The organism is Acidithrix sp. C25 (assembly GCF_904848545.2).
In genome coordinates, this window is sequence record NZ_CAJHCI020000003.1 from 94,513 (window position 1) to 114,096 (window position 19,584).

Here is a 19,584-nt window from a genome sequence, read left to right on the forward strand (position 1 = left end):
TTTTCGCCGCTGAGTTGTTGGATCGGTCACATCTCTTCCATCCAGCCGTGCCTATCTTCACTGATCCCGTGCTGGATATCGAGAAGTGACTTCCGTAGACGCATCGTAATGGGTCCAGCACCTCCATCACCTACAAGCCATGAGGACTTTGAAGACCTAACTTCGCCAATTGGAGCGATCACGGCCGCAGTTCCACAAGCAAATGCCTCGGTAATAGTCCCGCTAGCACATCTATCCCGCCATTCGTCTACTGAGAGGTCTATCTCGGCTGCTTGAAAGCCTGCGTCTGCGGCCAACTGAAGGATCGACAGCCTAGTAATTCCAGCGAGGAGTGTTCCCGTTAATCTCGGAGTCACTATACGTGTTTGGTCGCCAGATTGCTCCACGAAGAAGAGGTTCATGCCGCCCATCTCTTCGACCTGCGTTCTGGAGATTGCGTCGAGCCACACGACCTGATCACATCCTGCATCAAAAGCTTCGGCCTGAGCGAGTAGGCTCGCGGCGTAGTTTCCGGCGCATTTTGCCTCGCCGGTCCCTCCTGGGGCTGCTCTCACATATTCATGAGTAATCCAGACGCGTAGCGGGGTCGGCTCCGCGGAGAAGAACGGATCAGCAGGACTTGCGATCAAGATGTATTCATATTGATCCGACGGTCGCACTCCCAACATCGGCTCTGATGCGAACATGAGCGGACGAAGGTAAAGGCTCTGTCCGAGGTTTTTGGGCACCCAATCGCGATCCACATGCAAAAGAGCGCGGATCGAGCGTATAAACAAGTCATTCGGAAGTTGTGGCATTGATAGTCGTGTTGCTGAACGGTTAAAGCGGTTGGCATTCTCCATAGGTCTAAAGACGGCTATCGTGCCATTTGGCTGGCGATAGGCTTTCAACCCCTCGAAAATTGCTTGACCGTAATGTAGCACCATCGCTGTTGGGTCTAATACTATCGGACGATAAGGATGAAGTGATCCGGCGTCCCAGCCTCGCTGACGATCATATGAAATTGAAACCATGTGATCGGTGTGTATCCGCCCGAACCCCGGGCGAATTAAGTGGGAATTGCGCTCTTGCTCGCTGGCTCGCACTCCCAATTCGAACGAAAAGCCATGGACCAGATCGCTGGAATCTTGAGATGTTTTGGTCATGCCATCACGGAGCTTTGTGGCGATTTACGGTTGTGGTACATGAAAGATAGTCCTTTGTGCTGGGATCTCTCGATCGATTGGGTCGTTTCTATTTCTTAATATGCACAGTCGGGTCGCTCAAGTTGGTGAACCGCCGATAGCATTGAAGTCAGGCCAAAATCCTAAGATATCATCATATACAATTCCAGCCAGCCAAGTTGGCTTGAGGCCAAACAGTTGCAAACTAGATTTACCAAATGCAACTCCATGGAGGAATTCTGGCCATCGACCGCGCCATGGCGAATGCTAGTGGCCAATCGAACAACTTTTAACGATTTTAGGCTGGAAGCTTTCTATTGCGAAATGGATCGAAAACCATCGTCGATTTGTGATAGCGGACCTAATTACGGATTATAAATCAGAGGAGTTTCAACTGCGTGTCTTTTTTCCAACTCTAACGACGTTCCCTGAGCTCCGCGAGCCACTACGAACACCGTACCAAATCCGAGGGTAGGATTAAGAACCAGCAATAAGGTGGTCATTCAGTCGCCTTATGAGCGACGAAGCCTTCAGTCAGGGGTCCGCCAGCTAAGTGTAGAATATCGCCCACTACCTCGATCATCGGTTCCTTCCTGTCATCGACTAGCAGTGACGCGAATGCGTCAGCAAGGCGGTTTGCGAAGCCATCCGGTGCATCCATGAGGTGGCGTGCCATCCACTTGCTTACACCCAGCCACCGACATTCACTCAGTAAAGCGAGTCCCCGGCTTCTCTCAATAATTGACTCGCTATAAAGACAGTCTCAACATGGTCTGAAGTACCACGAAGATTCTCGAGCAGGTCGGTCAGCCGATACCGACGTCGAGCTCGATCCTCATTCGTCAAAGCGGCGGGGCCAGCATCGATAATTGCCCGGGCCTCTTCTTGTATTTCAGTCACTTCATAACCATTGCTTCGTGGCACATAGCCGTTCGCACTCATGTTGGCCAGCGTGCAGGTTCGCGATTGTGCATCCAGGCCATAGAAGCGCGTCAACGAGTCTCGTGAATGGACGAATAATTCAGTGATCCAACCGTGAGATCGAATCTTTTCCCGGTACGGAGCTGGAGGGCCGTCCAGAACCACAACGATGTCGAGGTCGGAAGTTGGGGTTCGGTGAGAGGTCAGCACGCTCTTCGACAAGAACGCCCCCCGACACTCTGGAAAGCGCTCATTGACGATTTGAGTAGCTGCAACGATCGGGTCGGCGGTTTCCATCTCTCAACAATACTTTAAAGGAGTTGTAACACAACAAATTAGTAAAAACTCATCAACTTTCGTAAGTTTCGACTCCACCGAGACCGCAATGGAGCTAATTCTTGGTAGGGCAGATGCTCGATTGAGGTGATACGGTGGATATCTCGGATGTTATGGTAGGTTTCTCTTAGCAAGAAGCATGCGAAGATCATTTGATCAAATTGCGATCAAAAGAGGGCATTAGATGCCCAAAGTGTGACTTCGATCAGTTGCCTTAATTAGACCAAGCCATTACAGGAAATACAGCATCTTGAGCTCTACTTTTTCAATGTAAATCGTGCCACTGTCAAACTTCAGTTACATCGAGGTCTATCTTTTATCGAAGTCGCATCTCTTTATCCCAGTGGTTCTTCGCTGCCTATTGTCCAACGACAAGCGTGGTCTTTCGGCCACCACCCTAGCTAAATTCGTCCGAGTCTCATATCCGACTGGCCGGTTAATGCTAATAAAGCAACGAAAGGCAATGGGCTAGGAGTAATGGGCTAGGAGTAATGGCTTATACAGACTTGGAGCAAACGTCTAGTTAGGTGAGTTCTTACTTCGTGGTGAGAGCCACAGCAAAGGCAGAAGAGGAAAAGTAACGACCCGCACCAATGTGTCCTAATGGAATGTCGATTAGCAATGGAGCAGAGGTCTAATTGTTTTTATAAAGGTTATCAAAGACACCACCGCCAAATCGCCCAAAGATGTTTATGCAAAGCCCCTAGATTTTGAGACGAAGCTGATATGCAATGGTAACCCCAGTTGTGAAGCATGTACTCAAAGAACTTGGGATAGCACATTCAGTTACTTATCAAAATACGATTCGTAACATGCAACATTTAATTGGATCAAGATCCTCAATTGGAAACTGTAAGAAATTAATCGACAGAACCTACCACGGACGCTGGGAACGTAAGCAACTTGTGCGTCGAGGAATTTCTATAACGATTCTACTGAAGGCAGGTTGAAAAATCCTTGGTCGAGCGACTTCTCTATAGATGCGTCTTTGATTCTCCCCATCCGCTACTCTGAGAGTCTGACTCCGAAATAGCTGTTGCTTGTGAAACTTGATAAGTATTAAGTGAAAGCCACCGACCTATAGTGTTTGGTTAATTTTGGGTGCATTGAGCTTATAGGGTTTAAGGCTGGGTGGTCATAAGGCAAGTTCGTAAATGTACTCTTGACCATCGACCTCGTCGTCTCGAACTCCCGTGATTACAAAACCCAACCTCTTTAAAACTCCAATTGAAGCAGAGTTGCCCGGCGAGACTGAAGCGAAGACGACGGCCGACCCTTGCAGCCGCGCCCAATCTGCTAATCCCCGAGCTGCCTCTACCGCGTATCCCTGTCTGCGATATCCAGACAGGATAGTGTAACCAATCTCAGTTTTACCAATGATCTCGGGAGGGCCATGAAAACCACAATGCCCGATGACTTCGCCATCTTCTTTGCGAACAATAATTCGAACACCCCATTCCTGGCTGGATGGTCGTGACTTCATCTGCTCGAGCTGTATATATAAGAAAGTCTCATCAGCTGATTCAAGGAACTCTTTGCAAAAAACAGTCCCTTGGATGCTTTGGGCACTCGCAATATCATGAGCGAGTAAGGATTCGATCGTTTCGGGATAGAGCGCCTCGAGGCGGAGCCTTGAAGTGATAATTGGTGCTGCTACCATATCAGAAAATCATATCATATAACGCGCCTTCATTTAGGATGATCTTGGCTAGACGGCTCTATTTGCCCAACCAGGTCTTTTAGATGCGAAAGTTTGCTCCTGAATCAATTTGGACAAAGATTCGAAGTCGATCAACCCCTTGTCTGATATCGCCTAACTTCTAGTTGATAGAACCTTATAATTTTGACTTTAGGTTTGCACGTTTAGCGAATTGATTCTATTTCGAGATAATTATCACAATTAGGGCCTAAACGACAGGTTGATCGATTTGAAATTAGCCCTAAGAGCTTTTGGATAAATTGCTGACAAATCAGTCGTTTGATGTTTTTTGGTAAGCGGTCTATAAATGTCGTTGCCGATAATTGTTTGTTGTCTTGGAAATAATTATTTCTGTTGGCTGCGCTGCCATAGGTGCGATATGTCTAGATAGTAAAGGGAACAATACCGTTTTGAATATCGACGGAGTTTGTTTTCAATGATAGCTAGTTCGAATATCTTTTCTAGTTGTTAGGACGAACCCATCACTTGCCCTCAAGTACCGATAGCAAAGATTGACGTAGGCGCACATGCCATGATCTCTTGCTCGCAAGTTTGCCTAGGAATCAATTCTAGGATCCAACGACTTAGCTGGGGTTGCCCAGAGAATCGCAATAGCTAGATTCTCAATGTCATCTCTTTTCCAGAGTTATTTTGTCGCACGTAACTTCATCTGCTAACTCATTGCAAGGATTACGACTTTTGGGTAGTAGCATTCCATCTGAGGTTCGAAGTATGTCAGATATTGAACTCGCCTCGATTCGGATCGGTATTTGTCAAATCAATCCGAAGGTGGGCGATTTAGAAGGTAATGCCAACTTGATAGTCGAAACGGCTAGGAAGGCACATTCGCTAGGTAGTCAAATTAGCGTCTTTCCGGAGTTGGCACTTTGTGGCTATCCGCCAGAAGATTTGCTTTTGAAGCCTTCATTCATAAGGGCGACCCGTGAGCATTTGAATGAGATTGCTAAAAGTGTCCCCGAATCTGTTCTGCTTATCGGTCATCCAGAAGAAGATGGGCGTCTCTATAATTCAGCCTCGTTTACCTTTGGCGGTGAGGTCTTTGAGAGTTACAGGAAGCGATTACTCCCAAATTACGCGGTCTTTGACGAGCAAAGATATTTTGTGGCAGCTAACTCACCTGTCAAGCTCTTTGAGATCTGTGGTGTCAAGGTGGGTGTCTCGATCTGTGAAGACATCTGGAGCCCGATAGGGCCAGCGCTAGATGAGGTTAGAGGTGGAGCAGAACTCATTTTAAATTTGAATGCATCTCCATTTTCTATCGGTCGACGCTGGCAGCGCGCAATGATGCTATCGGTTCGCTCGAGCGATCTGTCAACTCCGATAGTTTACGTGAATCTAGTTGGGGGCCAAGATGAACTCGTCTTTGATGGGGGATCTATGGCATTTGATCAAAGCGGATCCTTGATAGTGAGTGTCGAAGCCTTTGTCGAAAAGGTGGAAGTTGTCTCGATAGACCTAGTAGGTCGAGGTCGGAAGTTTCAACTAGATCCTAGGGGTCTAATGAGCGACCTTGATCCGGAAATCATCAAAGTGGTAGATAATCAGCCTTCGTTAGAGGTGCCATCCATTTACCCAAGTGACCAGAGTTCTTCCAATAATAACGCTGCATTATGGACACATCCAGCGCCTCGTTTTGACTTGAATTGGGTTGATTCTCTGGATAATTATGATCTCGGCGAGACGCTTTCGGCATTGATTTTGGGCCTTAGGGATTACGTAAATAAGAATGGATTTCGCTCGGTAGTCATGGGGCTATCGGGAGGTATAGATTCGTCATTGTGTGCAGCAATCTGTACCCTAGCGCTAGGAAAAGAGCGGACCTTTGGTATAGCGATGCCTTCGCGTTATAATGCGGGTTCATCTCTTGATGACGCGCAGATTTTGGCGGATAACTTGGGAATCGCGATGAATGTCGTCGCGATATCATCTCTTCATCAAGAGTTTCGAGGTGTATTGAAGGGCCTTTTGGGATCAGATCCCAAAGGTCTGACCGATGAGAATCTCCAAAGTAGAATTCGTGGAGTCCTACTGATGGCATACTCGAATGCAACCGGCGCAATGGTTATAACAACTGGCAATAAGTCTGAAATAGCCACTGGATATTCCACTCTTTATGGAGACAGCGCTGGTGGGTTTGCTTTGATAAAGGATTTGCCAAAGCTACTTGTATTCAGGTTGTGTAGATATATCAACGAGGTGGCATTTGGTCGCGAGGTCATTCCTGAGTCGGTGATCATAAAGCCTCCCAGCGCTGAGTTGCGTCCCGATCAGCTCGATCAAGACTCGCTTCCTCCTTATGAAGTGCTAGATCCAGTTTTAATGGCGTTGGTGGAGCGAGACATGACGACGAGCCAAATGGTCACAAGTGGATTTGATCCCGAATTGGTTTCTGAGATATCGACCTTGATCGATAGGAGCGAGTATAAAAGGCGCCAGGGTGCACCCGGGGTTCGAGTTACCCCGAGAGCGTTTGGCAAAGATCGGCGAATGCCTATAACCAATGGCTTTGACCAGCGACGCTATGGCCTCTGAATTGCTTTTTGACGAATAGAGGCATGCGTGGACTATGTATGAGATATGTGGGCTATGGATGAGATATGTGGTGATTGACTGGAATCAATTGGTTAGCATATGGTAAGTCAATCTAATCCGATAGGAATTTCGAGGGCTTTATCTCTTCCACGTCTCTTCCACGTCTCTTCCACGTCTCTTCCACGTCTCTTCCACGTCTCTTCCACGTCTCTTCCACCCTTCTGCTGGGCTGGGCGAAGCGATGTGGATTTGTTGGATCGTAATGTGATCGTGTGGGCGCTGTATCTACTTTTTTGTCACATTGGTCTTATTTTGAATCAGGATATTATTGTGAATGTTAGCTTTTGAGGTCGGTAGCCCAAGTCGACGCTAACCTATTTTCTAAATGGAGCATGATACTTATGGTTAGATACTGTTTCATTTCGAATTTGTCACGGTGCTTTGGGCTTTAGATTTGTTGAATATGATTTCAAGCCATGCTAAACCGTTATTGGGGGTGACCTAACTTCAAGGGTTCCTCACAAGTTAGGAGTAACTGATGAATCAGTGCCGAACTTGGAAAGGCAAATCGAGATATTTTGAAATGGATGGGGATCTTCAAAACTCAATGATTGCAATCTTAATGAGATAGTCGATATGGCGCACTTTTTACTGGATTAATCCAAGTCCCGATAATTGCACTGATGGATTTTTATCAATAGTAGGTAAAATTCTATCGATCAGTCAAAATGCCGTCGGACTTGAGATTCGGAAATAGTCGGCCAACTAGTTTGGTTTGAATTTTGTGAAGATATTTAATTTTCACACTGCTTTGGAAAAGGTGGGACTTGGTGGCCAAGGACCGGATTGATAAGGACGAAGAAGACCTCGTCAGGATGTATCTGACGGATATAGGTCAATATCCCCTTCTATCAAAAGATGACGAAGTAAGGCTAGCTAAGGATATCGAGCGTGGCGCTAAAGCTCAAAAAGAGCTTTCGTCCAGGTCTAAAGATATGCCTATCGAGCGTCGATCAAGCTTAAAAGTCGATATTACTATGGGTAATTCGGCAAAAAGAGCCTTTGTCCAGTCGAACCTACGGCTGGTGGTATCTATCGCCAAGAAGTATCAGGCCTCTGGACTGCCTCTTTTGGATCTAATTCAAGAGGGTAATTTAGGACTAATGCATGCAGTTGAGAAGTTCGACTGGCGTAAAGGTTTTAAGTTTTCCACCTATGCGACCTGGTGGATACGGCAAGCCATTACCAGAGGGATCGCTAACACTGGCCGGACTATACGACTTCCTGTTCATGCAGGAGATACGCTTTCTCGTGTTCAAAAAGCTTCAGCGCGTCTAGAGCTCAAACTGGGTTACCCACCTTCCTTGGCCCAGCTAGCTAAAGAGGTTGAAATAGATGAAATTAAGCTTTTGGATGCTCTTAAGTTTCGTGCCGAGCCTCTCTCACTCTCAGAGCCACTGAGGGATGATGGTGACGCGGAACTCGGAGACGTCGTGGAAGATCGCGCTGCGGAATCTCCATTTGAAGTCGCAGCGACGACGCTGTTACCAGTCGAGATTGCTCGATTGTTGGCACCTTTGGATGATCGTGAACGAGATATATTGAAGTTACGTTTTGGTCTTGACCGAGGTGAACCCAGGACTCTAGTAGAGGTGGGGGAGCATTTTAATTTGACACGCGAGCGAATTCGACAGATAGAAGCCCGAGCCATGTCAAAGCTTCGCCATCCTTCCTCGGATACAGGTGCGAGAGACTTGTTAACTCTTTAGTTGCTTAGTTACATGAAATTTCTTTGTCGTGGGTCGTTGGATTAAGATGCTGGTTTTCTTTGGCTCAAGTCGCCACTAAAGCCAGCATCTTATTTTTGTGGACCCTGCGAGGACGACTACATTGGCGCTAAAAGTGCAAGTTGTCGTGATTGGGCCAGAAGTCTGCCGCCGGGGTCGTAGATCTCGCCGTCTTCTTCTATGAATCCGCCGTTTGCTAATTGTGATTTGAACTTCACAAAGCAAAAGGCATCTTCATCTAGATCTAACGGATCACAATCGGAGCGAAAGTGAATCGTTAGATCTAGAGTTGGAACGGCGAAGTCCCCATCCAACTTCGTGAAGATGGATGGCAACCAAGCATCGCTATATGCCGCGAGAAGCAAGGAGTCTGTTTTTCTATTTTCACTTAGGCGAAGCCAACCACTGCTCTTAGCTAGTCTCCCACTGGGAAATGACTCTTTATCAGGAACCACCTTGGAGATATATCGTTCATGCATTTCGACCAGTCGACCTTCATTTACTCTTGAAGGTGCAATTTGATTCGGTCTGGGAGGCTCCCCTAGTTGAACGTCTTGAAAGAAAGGGCCGGGAAGGTTGATGGCGAATGCCCCGAATGCTTTGGCGACTACTCGTTCTCTTTGCCTCATAAGAGCGGTAATAAAGGTAGCTGATCTCCCTGATTTTTCAGTCTCTAGGGTTATTTCATATTCGCCTAATGATGGTGGGGAGAGATAATGGGTGGTGAGTGACCTAATCAAACGTGTGGGATCGTCGATCGTTTTGTTCATCGCAGACATAAGACACGCGGCGATGTATCCGCCGTTGGGGCCTCTTCCAGTTGACCATCCGGTTGCAATTTCTCCGAGAAACTTATTGTTTCCAATCGACGAAGCTTCTATATCTTTGTCAAATTTTGTTAGCACTCGAATCACCTAGCTCATTTAATCCACATTGGCTAGAAAAAGGATAGTAAATGAACTCGACCAAAAACTGCCAAAATACGTGTGGGCTGTGATGAAGGTAAAATTTCTACCTCGGACCCCGAGATTTTCAACGTAGATTTTAGAACTTTGGCCAGGAGTGATCGATTGCAGATAGAAAAGCACTATTCATTCTAACGAGGGGTCGAATTTGCTTATCACTTCGTGTAAAGTTCTACCTCGGAATGTAGGGGCCAAAAGTTTTGCCGCTAGGCGATAGTTTTGGATACAGTTTGATTCTTCAACCTTTGGTAGATGCCAACTTGGTTGATTTCTCTCAGCTTTGGGGGAATTTATAGTTTGCTTGCGTCGTTAGTTGCAATGCGAACTATTCGATTGCCCAATTAAATTGCTGGCATGAGTTGATTTGCATAAAGCACAAAGAATACCTAGATGGGCTATTCAATGTTTTGTGCTCCATAAGTTGGCAACATTTTAAAAGTATTCGGCAGTGAATTACAGATTTTATAGATAGAACGGTTTGGTACGGATGACTCCAACAACTTCTCAGGGTAGCGCTCGCTCAATGCGCCAACGCTTTAAAGGTAGATCGGAAAGTATTTCGACCCATAAGGGTTTGATTTTAACGATCGCCTGTGTGGCTCAGTTCATGGTGGTGCTCGATGTCTCGATTGTGAATGTCGCTCTACCGTCGATTCGTAACTCCTTGGGATTTAGTCAGGTTAACCTGCAGTGGATCCTAAATGCATATACCTTGAGTTTCGCGGGGCTTTTATTGCTCGGTGGCCGCCTGGTAGACATTATCGGTCGACGCAAAGTCTTCTTCAGCGGCATCTTTCTCTTTTCGGTGGCTTCGCTCGTTGGTGCTATCGCTACGTCACAAAGGGAGATCATCATTGCTCGAACGCTTCAAGGCGTCGGAGCAGCGATCCTTTCTCCATCGACATTGACGATTATTACTACAACCTTTGAAGAGGGCCGTGAACGAGCTAAAGCTTTGGGTGCCTGGAGTGCCGTAGCGGGCGCAGGTGGTGCTGCAGGTGCTCTCTTTGGCGGTATTTTGACTGATTACTTGAGCTGGAGATGGACCTTTCTCATCAATGTGCCAATCGGCATCTTCGAAGTCGTTCTGGCATGGATGTTTCTCTCTGAATTCAAGAGAAGCCAAGCAACAAAAGGAGCGCGCCTTGATGTTGTGGGTTCTGCCTTAATTACATTTGGCCTCACGGCGGTCGTCTATGGCCTAGTACAAGGGGGAAATCTAGGCTGGGCTAACGTTGAAACCCTCGTAGCGTTTGCTATTGGGGCAGCCTCGATGATGTTCTTTGTCTATTATGAAGCCAAAATCGCTGGAAGCCCAATCATTCCGCTCGCTATCTTTAGACATCGGGCTTTGAGTGTAGCCAATATTGCCATGTTCTTGGTAGGCGGCTCAATCTTTGCGAGCTGGTACTTCTTGTCGCTATTTATGCAGGAGATCCTCGGCTATTCCCCATTAAAGGCAGGTCTTGCCTTCGTACCTCAAACCTTGGCCATCATTACCGGTGCACAGATATCGTCTCGATTGATATCTAAGATCGGGTCGCGGCCACTTGTGATTGGTGGTCCGATAATAACTGCTATAGGTCTTTTGATGTTGGGTAACATCTCCCCAACTTCGAGCTATTTAGGATCTCTCTTTCTTCCAAGCATCTTGGTGACACTCGGGATGGGGCTTTGTTTCACTCCATTGGCCTTTTCCGCTACGACGGGAATCGATCGTCACCTCGCAGGATTGGCTTCAGGCGTTTTGAATACTGCTAGGCAGGTTGGAGGTGCGGTCGGGCTTGCGGGGCTCTCTTCGCTGGCTTTAGCGGTCACTAATTCGAATCTGAGCTCGCTAGCCTCAAATGTGCACGTGAGCCATCATGCCGCAGTTTTAATGGCTGCCTCCCATGGGTACGGTGTCGCCATGACAGCGTCAGCGGTAATTGCAGTATTCGCCTCGCTTTCCGCATTGATGCTACCGAAGTCGCCAAAGCGACTTGCTGAGGCGATTGACGAAGAGTTGATTCTTGGCTTTGAGGGCGCCTAGGCTAGATTGACGAGTAGGAATTGTTTTTTCAATCAGAAGTCGGGCGAATCTGGAGCTTGCTTTCGGATGGATGATCGTTTTTCGAACTTTAGTTATCGGGGTTTTGGAGTCGATGAGATAGGCGACCTAAAATAAAGAGAAACTAGGATTGATGAAATATTGTAAAACTATAGATGTATTGAAAGATTGAGGCTGTTTATGAAGAAGCTAATATTTGTAATTTTGCTTGCGGGCCTTGGAGCGCTTGCTGCCAAGAAACTTCGTGCCACTGCGTAGGCTAGATTCGTCTTTTTCGGCGGTGATCGCTTTGTCTCATAGATTCAAGGGACCAACGATATGAAGATATCTATTGGATGAGTTGTCTTGTGTCAAATTGATAGCAGGCGAACGATTCGAATATTTAATGTAAAAAAACTGGTGTCCGGTGGCCTTTTGGCTTGCCGGACACCTTGTTAATTTAGCTCATAACCCTAAAGCTCAATTACGGATCGACTATATCGATAGCTCGACCGCGCCAGAGACCTCTTTTTTAATCTGCCGCTGACAAAAGAATGGAACGAATCTGAGCAGACAAACGTCGTACTCGATAGAGCAGGTAGAAGCTTGAGGCCGCGACGGATGCGATTCCCAGGGTCAATGCTACAAGTGCGGTTGGTGTAGATGGTCGGACGCGTCCTTCACGAACTCGCACGGGATTGGTGAAACTGAGTATCTTCCAGGATCGATCTTTGGCAATTTTAGCTAAGACTCGATCTGGATTGACTACGACTGGATTTCCTACGGCTTCAAGCATTGGGAGGTCAGTGTATGAGTCGGAATAGGCGTACGATTCTTCTAGAGAAAATCCATATTCTTCGGCCAACTTTTGCATGGCTTCGGCCTTGTATGGGCCGTATGCATAGAACTCCATCTCCCCGGTGTATCTTCCGTCGGCGTCAACCTTTGATATAGTCGCGATTACACCGTCGACGGCGAGTCGTTCACCAAGGGGAACTACGATCTCGCTGGGCGATGCCGAAACAATGAATACAAGGTCCCCATTTTTTTTATGTTCTTCTATCAAGTCGAGGGCTTCTTTGAAGATAAGAGGCTCCACTATCTCGGTCATTGTCTCCGAAACGATTGCTGAGACCAATGACTTTTCCCAACCCTTGGTCAGAGAAAGAACTGTTTCTCTGAGCTTTTGAAGTTGTCGCTCGTTTGCCCCGGTGTATTTATACAAGACCTGGGCATAAGCGGAGCGCATAATGGTTCGGCGGGATAGTAACCCCTCTTTGTAGAAGGTCCTTCCAAAGGCGAGCATAGATGCTTTGGCAATTACAGTTTTATCAAGGTCAAAGAAGGCAGCTCTCACAATAACATCCTAGTTGCAACCTCTCTTTGGTGATTTGGTAAATTATTTGGTTGACTTTTATTTGGGCTAACGCCCAGGTCTCCATGAAGTGGGATTGCTAGTGGACGGTTCTATCATTCTTTGGTGACTTACCTTACTCTGAGGTTTGCAGATTAATGATCGCCTTGAGATTAGGATCCTTTGAGATTTCTCTTGCCTGCTAAGGAATCTGCGACAAGTCGTGTCAGTTCTAGGGCTCCGCGTTTTGATAGCGGCTCATTATTGTTTCCACACTTTGGGCTTACTATGCAAGAGGGACATCCTGTGGTGCAGGGACAGTTGACGAGAGTCTCAAGGGTAGAGGCCATTAAAGTAGCTTGGGCTTCGTAGGTGGCGTAAGAAATTCCAACTCCACCAGCGTAGCCATCGTAAATTGCCACAGCGCCGGAGATTTCGTCCAGATCAAGGCCGTTAGCAGAGCCTGGTGAGGCCACAAAGGAGACGCCTCCGACGTCCCATCGATCGCAGATTGAAACTATAGGAAGTATTCCAATGGCACAATGTTCCATGGCATGAAGGGCGCCTGGAAGGAGTTCGGTCTCAATATCAGAGGTGGCATCATCACTAAAGGAGATAAAGAATGCCTCAGTATCTAACTCTTTTGATGGAAGGCGATTTCGCTGAATGCCCAAGAGTGCTCCGGCCTCAGAGTAGGTCTCATATCCAAGGTGTGTTTCGGTGACGAAGAGGTCGGCTACGCCAATCCAAAGGCCAAGCGATGGAGAGGTAAGTAATCTCATCTTTGAAAATTGGTAGTTGGATTCGATGAGTGCTTTTGTGTAAATTTGATCTTCGGTCTTTTCGACGAAGATAAAGCTATTGTCATCGTCGATCGCTACGATCCTGAATCTTGCTCTGCGATGGCGATAGACCGCTCCAATAAAGGCGCTCGTTGGAATTTGATCTTCGTTTATCTCTTCTAGCACTTCACCAGTAGTGGTGATCATTCGGTATTTCCGACTTATGTAACCCCTGAGACCATAGTTTCTTGTTGGTTGCCTTGAACCTACATATTGATATCCCAACGGCGTCTTTATCAAGGTCGATTGGGCAACTAGTTGCTCGAGTGAATCGGTTACCTCTCTAATTCCATTTTCTCCCCTAAGGTAAGAACTCGCAGTGATCGACCTTTCTGAAGACGCTGCGATGAGCTGGTGGTGGCATACACTTTTATTGAAGGGGTTGATGGCCGCCCCCTCATTTTTACGTGTGATGATTTCGTGGGGATTTCTAGTTATCCAACGGTCTAATTGATCTGCGGAGGCGACCAAAACTATCATCCCGCCCGCCTTTGAAATTCGCTGAAAATCGCGCCGAAAACGAGCAATCGTGCCTGGAAATCCAACTAAAACTACTAGATCAAAGCGGGTCAGATCTCGAGCTAGGGCGGATGTGGCTACTGCGATCTTCACCCTGTCCACAAGGAGTCGCTCTTCTAGCTCGACTCTCAATTCCCCCAAGTATCCTCCTCGATAGAGAACGAGATCTTCTGCTGGAATGTTACTGGATGATTCGATTATGAAGTTGGAGATTAGCTCTGCCTTGAGTCGCGATGAGGTGATCACTGCCGTCTTTAGATTTGCCTGCCATCCGAGTCGAGCAAGTTTAGAGGCGATTGTAAGTGCAGAAGAAGGATCTACCTCGATATTTGGATCGATAAACCCAATTGAAATAGAGCCCGGTCGGTCAGGTGGTAGATAGATTTTGGCGAGTTGGTCGCCTCCACAGTCAAATAATTCACACGCAAATCGATCGGCGTCGCCTAATTCAATTCCGACCCCAACAAGGGAAATATCTCGGCCGAGATCTTTAGCCGCGAGTTCGAAGCGTTTTAGGATGTGAAAAAGGTTTGAACCTAAAAGACCACGAAACTCCACCATATCAAAGATCCATAGTGACGAAATCCGTTGGATAATACGATAGAGGCTGAACTGTTCAGGGAGAAGTTGTCTATGGATTGATTCGGGTGTCGCAATTATTAGATCGGCCCTTAGGCCATTTGTGGCGAGACTCTTTTGGGAATGTTTTTGCGATAGATCCAGAATCTCCAACGAAGCGTTCTTTGCCTTTAGGATCCGAAGCGTGCTTCTTGCACTTGATGCGCCCTCAACAAAGACCAAGATCGATTCGTTAGATCTCTTTGTGATTTGTATCGCATCTAGTAGGAGGTCTAATGCATCGGTAGTCTCAGAGCACTCTATGACGCTGAAGCGACTTTGACTAAGTGGACCGATCTGATTGATTGACTCTAGGATCTTTTCGGTTATCTCGGTGGCACCGCCTTGTTCATCGGTGGGAGTGTTCGATTCGATGACTATTTGCGTGCCTTGAGCGATCATCTCTTCAAGTAGTGAATAAGCCTTCTGTTGTGCAGCATCCAGAGATCCTCTAGCCATAATATCCTTAGCCATTTGCAGTTTTGGCTCTTGTGTTCCAAGAATATTTAAAGATTACGCCAAAATTTAAAGGTTCCCCAGAGGTGTTAGTTGGGACTTTTAATATTGCATTTTTGTCAGAAGTCAATTGGGTTATTCCACTTGATCTTTGTGCAAACCATGAATCTTTCAATCGATTCAAATCCCTACTTCGTCAAATTTTCTTGACGAAGTAGGGATGAAGTAGGGATTTAGGGTAAAGGTGGCAGTTTTTTTTTGGAGAGACTGGCATTGGTAAAAAACTCTAGAGCTTTGCAGCTAATTTGTTAATCTCTGCTAGCCCATGGGGGCGGTGCCGATCAAAATTGCCTTCAACTCTGCCTCGGAATCGATTGTCACGAGTGCTACAACTTCGTCGCCACAGCGAAATATCGTCTCTCCTCGAGGTACGATAATGCTGCCGTCGCGAATAATAGCGACGATCGAGGCCTCTTTGGGGAAAGCAAGCGTTGCTAGTTCAAAGTCATTGGCTGGAGAGTTATCTGCTAATGTAACTTCGACGAGGCGAGCACCACTCTTTTCAAAGGAGAGCAACCTTACAAGCGATCCTACTGATACTGCCTCTTCGACCAACGAAGAGAGAAGGTGAGGTGTTGAAACCGAGACGTCCACGCCCCATGTCTTATTGAAGAGCCAGTGGTTCTTTGGATTGTTCACACGCGCGACAACTCTGGGAACCATAAACTCCTGCTTTGCGAGGAGCGAGATGACAAGATTATCTTCGTCATCACCAGTCGCTGCTACTACGACGTCGGTATCTGCCAAGCCGGCGGCTTGAAGCGATGAAACTTCACATGCGTCGGCGACAGAGAATTTACATCCGATGTGATCTTTGAGTTTGGCTACTTCGTCACCGTTTTGTTCGATGACCATAACGTCGTGGCCAGCTTCAAAGAGATCTTGAGCGATGAACGCACCCACGCTTCCAGCACCTGCGATTACGACTTTCATTGCGTTTTTCCAATCTCGAAAAGCGCCTTGTCGAGGCCTTGAATCGATCCGCGTTCCACCATGAAATGAACTACGTCACCCTCTTGTGCGACCAGCTCATTATTGAAGAGCTTTGCAGAGGTTCCCCGTGTCAATAGAATCGGAAGGGCATTTGGTATTTCGGTTAGGTTTGTAAGACGATGGCCAGTCATGTGAAGCGGAAGGCCCCTCTCCAAAAGGACATATCCACCGTGTGGTTCTATCCAATCCGGCTGTGCATAGTCTTCGAAGAGGCGACGCATAGCTTGTTCTGTCGTCCAAGTAACCGTAGCTACCGTAGCGATCCCAAGTCGCTGATAGATCTCGGCTCTTTTGGGGTCGTAGATTCTGGCAACTACCTTTGGGACTTCAAAGGTCTCTTTTGCAATTCTTGCAGTCAATATATTTGAGTTGTCTCCACTTGTGACTGCCGCTAGTGCGTCGGCGCGATCTATCTCTGCTGCCTCGAGGCGCTCTCGGTCGAAACCGAGCCCCGTTATGGTCTTTCCGTTAAATGTCGGACTTAGCCGACGAAAGGCTGATGAGTTCTTGTCGATAATTACGGTTGAGTGGCCCTCGTAGGAGAGTCGTGCCGCTAATTCAGATCCGACGCGGCCACATCCTACAACAATTACATGCACGGTCTATCACCTAGTAATCTATTCTGGTCGCGTTGAGTATTTTAGAGATTCTGTGGCTAGATTCTAGACACAAAGACGCGACACAGTATAAATGCTATTTATTAAAATTGAGTTCGGAGGCTTTTTCCCTTGCCAGAAAGCAATCCAAAAGTTCCCCCCTTATCTAAAGGTGAAGAGGGACCAGCCGGTGACGGTCGTGGCGAACGTTTTCGCGGTGCGCGGAGTTTTGAATCGCAGCCAACTACTCTTGCGCCTTTGGGCTCTTATGATCTTCCAGAGTCGAGAATCTATCGCCTGAAAAATAAGTTCCTAGGCAAACCACTTGTCAACGAGGATTTAAAGGGAGAGCGACTCGGAAACTTTACCGCAATGGCGGTACTGTCATCTGATGTCATCTCATCTTCTGCTTATGCGACAGAAGAGATTTTGACGATTCTGGTACCGGTAATTGGCGTAGCTGCCTTTTCCATGGTTTTGCCGATATCAATCTTGATCTTGATAATTTTGGTAACGGTCGCTGCCTCGTATTTTCAGGTTATCAAAGCATATCCAAAGGCCGGTGGCGCCTATGTGGTAGCCCGTGACAACTTTGGACCACGAATTGCACAGATCGCCGCGGTCGCGATCATGATTGACTATACGATCACGGTAGCTGTGTCGGTTGCCGCTGGAGTCGATGCGATATCATCGGCGGTTCCAGCTCTAGCTCCATACAATCTTGAACTCTCGCTCTTATTTGTCCTAGTTCTTGCGTATGGAAATTTGCGCGGGATCAAAGAGGCCGGCCGGCTATTTGCCCTACCTGCGTATTTCTTTATCTTGAATATGTTTGTAATGTTGGGCTGGGGAATCTATAAGGCTCTAAGCGGACAGCTACACCCACTTTCAACCCACGTTCCAGGCGGCTATCACCTTGGTCATCCAGGATCGGGCCTTTTGATGGGCGCTTCACTATTTATCTTTCTTCAGGCCTTTGCCAATGGTGGCTCTGCGGTAACGGGTATTGAAGCCGTTTCAAATGGAGTTTCGCTCTTTAGGGCGCCTCAATGGAAAAATGCACAACGGGTGCTTATGTATATGGCTATTATCCTGGGAACTTTGTTCTTTGGTCTGTCAATTTTGGCTTCGTACATTCATCCAGTTCCAAGAATCTCTGGAACGCCTACCGTAATTTCCGTTATCGCTAAGACCGTGTATGGCTCTTCAACCTTTGGTACTGTCATGTACTACTTATTGCAGATTGGCACATATCTGATCCTTATATTCGCGGCGAATACAAGTTTTAATGGATTTCCATTTCTAGTCTCCTTTGCGGCAGAGGACTCGTTTTTGCCTCGACAATTTCTAAGGCGTGGCCACCGACTTTCATTTTCAAATGGGATTATTCTCCTTACGGTAATTGCTGAAGTTATTCTTATCGGAACTAATGCGAGCGTAAATGCACTAATCGGCCTCTACGCAATTGGAGTCTTTACCGGCTTTACGATGGCCGGAACGGGAATGCTAAAGCATCACCTCAGAGAGAAGGAGCCGGGTTACAAACGCGGCTTCGTTGTAAACCTCATTGCTTCAATCCTCTCCTTTATCGTGGTCATAGTCTTTCTGGTAACCAAATTTACCCAAGGCGCATGGGTTGTAGTTGTAGTTGGGCCAATCCTTGTTTATCTATTCATTCGTCTCAACCGTCAATATGTTGCTGAAGAAGAGCGCCTCGAAGGCGATGTCGCGCTCGCCTGTGAGGTGCCTGTTTTGCGAAAGCACAAGGTGATTCTCTTTGTGGAAGAGCTTGATTTAGCAACAGCTCGAGCACTTCAGTATGCACGAACTTTGGTTCCTGATGAGATTCGGGCAGTCCATATTGAGCTCGATGTCAAAGTGGCGAGGAAACTCGAGTCCGATTGGAGCCGTCTTGGTGTTCGAAGAATCGATTTGGAAGTTGTAGAGTGTTCCGATCGTCGGATACGTCGCGCCGCGCTTGATGTCGTTGCCGAAGCCGTCTCCCCTGGGGATGCTGAGGTTACTGCTCTTTTACCGCGACGCAGCTATCCGGGATTTTTTCGTCGAATCTTACACGATCGGACTGCGGATTCGATAGCTCGAGTTTTGAGCCAATTACCTCATGTAAATGCTACGATAATTCCTTTCCAGGTCAATTTGCCAGGCAAGGATCGCCTGCGCACGAGCCTTCGTCGTAAAAATGAGACTGAAAATGAGATCAAGCGAGCAGTGGGGAACACAAACACTTCGCCCACCTCCGATGTTCCCGGAGCGATTGCCATTGGGAGCGTTGTCTATCGACGTCCCGCAAAGGTGGTTGGCAGGGTAAAGTCAGTTCGCGTTCAATCTCTGGATTCAATTGCCTCGTTGGCGGTTCGTCTTGAGGACTCAAGTGGTGGACTTATGCTGGTCTTTCCTGGTAAACGCCGGGTGCCTGGCATAGAACCAGGTAAACGCCTAATAGCTCAAGGGACCGTAGGAGACATCGATGGGCACATAGCAATCATGAATCCAACCTTTGAACTTCTGGCATCTGAATCTGATGCCAGTGATTAAATAAAAAAAGTTGTTACGACTACAAGGTCCTAATCCGTAATGACCTTGTAGTTTTGTATTTGATAAAGTGCAATTGATTGAAACTTTGGTATTCGATCGCAGTAAATAGCGGTAGTTGACCGCAATTGCTCGTATGG

13 protein-coding genes and 1 pseudogene are annotated in these 19,584 nt (G+C 47.1%); 5 read left to right on the forward strand and 9 right to left on the reverse strand.

Features of this window, described 5'->3' with window-relative positions:
* Positions 1–26 precede the first annotated feature (26 nt).
* The 3 genes from ACIDITHRIX25_RS99550 to ACIDITHRIX25_RS99560 form a co-directional block, all read right to left on the reverse strand.
* Positions 27–1,145, reverse strand: coding sequence for a branched-chain amino acid aminotransferase (locus ACIDITHRIX25_RS99550; protein WP_201731851.1), 1,119 nt, complete (start codon positions 1,143–1,145; stop codon positions 27–29).
* A gap of 517 nt (positions 1,146–1,662) precedes the next feature.
* Positions 1,663–1,839, reverse strand: a complete 177-nt coding sequence (locus tag ACIDITHRIX25_RS99555; RefSeq protein WP_160291677.1) for a hypothetical protein — start codon at positions 1,837–1,839, stop codon at positions 1,663–1,665.
* A gap of 32 nt (positions 1,840–1,871) precedes the next feature.
* On the reverse strand, positions 1,872–2,381 hold the full coding sequence (locus tag ACIDITHRIX25_RS99560; RefSeq protein ID WP_052604034.1) for a hypothetical protein: 510 nt from the start codon (positions 2,379–2,381) through the stop codon (positions 1,872–1,874).
* 191 nt (positions 2,382–2,572) lie between these two features.
* On the opposite strand from ACIDITHRIX25_RS99560, the pseudogene ACIDITHRIX25_RS99565 reads away from it, so the two are divergent.
* Positions 2,573–3,434: pseudogene (locus ACIDITHRIX25_RS99565) on the forward strand (IS1595-like element ISAxf1 family transposase).
* Positions 3,435–3,555: 121 nt separating this feature from the next.
* Here ACIDITHRIX25_RS99565 and ACIDITHRIX25_RS99570 read toward each other — a convergent pair.
* A complete protein-coding gene (locus tag ACIDITHRIX25_RS99570; RefSeq protein WP_052604033.1) occupies positions 3,556–4,080 on the reverse strand; it encodes a GNAT family N-acetyltransferase in 525 nt (174 codons plus the stop codon).
* A gap of 771 nt (positions 4,081–4,851) precedes the next feature.
* On the opposite strand from ACIDITHRIX25_RS99570, the gene ACIDITHRIX25_RS99575 reads away from it, so the two are divergent.
* The gene (locus tag ACIDITHRIX25_RS99575) at positions 4,852–6,672 is read left to right on the forward strand and encodes an NAD+ synthase (protein ID WP_082058367.1); all 1,821 of its coding nucleotides are present in this window, start codon (positions 4,852–4,854) and stop codon (positions 6,670–6,672) included.
* An 830-nt stretch (positions 6,673–7,502) separates the two neighbouring features.
* A complete protein-coding gene (locus ACIDITHRIX25_RS99580; protein WP_201731852.1) occupies positions 7,503–8,441 on the forward strand; it encodes a sigma-70 family RNA polymerase sigma factor in 939 nt (312 codons plus the stop codon).
* 116 nt (positions 8,442–8,557) lie between these two features.
* Here the strand turns inward: ACIDITHRIX25_RS99580 and ACIDITHRIX25_RS99585 are convergent, their stop codons facing one another.
* Positions 8,558–9,364, reverse strand: coding sequence for a thioesterase family protein (locus ACIDITHRIX25_RS99585; protein ID WP_052604030.1), 807 nt, complete (start codon positions 9,362–9,364; stop codon positions 8,558–8,560).
* A gap of 547 nt (positions 9,365–9,911) precedes the next feature.
* Here ACIDITHRIX25_RS99585 and ACIDITHRIX25_RS99590 point away from each other — a divergent pair.
* Complete coding sequence (locus ACIDITHRIX25_RS99590) at positions 9,912–11,456, forward strand: MFS transporter (RefSeq protein ID WP_201731853.1); 1,545 nt, start codon at positions 9,912–9,914, stop codon at positions 11,454–11,456.
* A 529-nt stretch (positions 11,457–11,985) separates the two neighbouring features.
* On the opposite strand, the gene ACIDITHRIX25_RS99595 is transcribed toward ACIDITHRIX25_RS99590, so the two are convergent.
* The 4 genes from ACIDITHRIX25_RS99595 to ACIDITHRIX25_RS99610 form a co-directional block, all read right to left on the reverse strand.
* On the reverse strand, positions 11,986–12,810 hold the full coding sequence (locus ACIDITHRIX25_RS99595; RefSeq protein ID WP_200891149.1) for an HAD family hydrolase: 825 nt from the start codon (positions 12,808–12,810) through the stop codon (positions 11,986–11,988).
* A gap of 170 nt (positions 12,811–12,980) precedes the next feature.
* Positions 12,981–15,260: a Zn-binding domain-containing protein gene (locus ACIDITHRIX25_RS99600; protein WP_213333471.1), complete on the reverse strand. Its 2,280-nt coding sequence runs from the start codon at positions 15,258–15,260 to the stop codon at positions 12,981–12,983.
* A 300-nt stretch (positions 15,261–15,560) separates the two neighbouring features.
* Entirely contained in the window at positions 15,561–16,235 is a 675-nt protein-coding gene (locus ACIDITHRIX25_RS99605; RefSeq protein ID WP_052604027.1) for a potassium channel family protein, read from the reverse strand.
* A complete protein-coding gene (locus ACIDITHRIX25_RS99610; RefSeq protein WP_201731855.1) occupies positions 16,232–16,894 on the reverse strand; it encodes a potassium channel family protein in 663 nt (220 codons plus the stop codon). The genes ACIDITHRIX25_RS99605 and ACIDITHRIX25_RS99610 overlap by 4 nt, the downstream gene beginning before the upstream one ends.
* Positions 16,895–17,023: 129 nt before the next feature.
* On the opposite strand from ACIDITHRIX25_RS99610, the gene ACIDITHRIX25_RS99615 reads away from it, so the two are divergent.
* Entirely contained in the window at positions 17,024–19,447 is a 2,424-nt protein-coding gene (locus ACIDITHRIX25_RS99615) for an amino acid permease (protein ID WP_052604025.1), read from the forward strand.
* Positions 19,448–19,584: the final 137 nt, after the last annotated feature.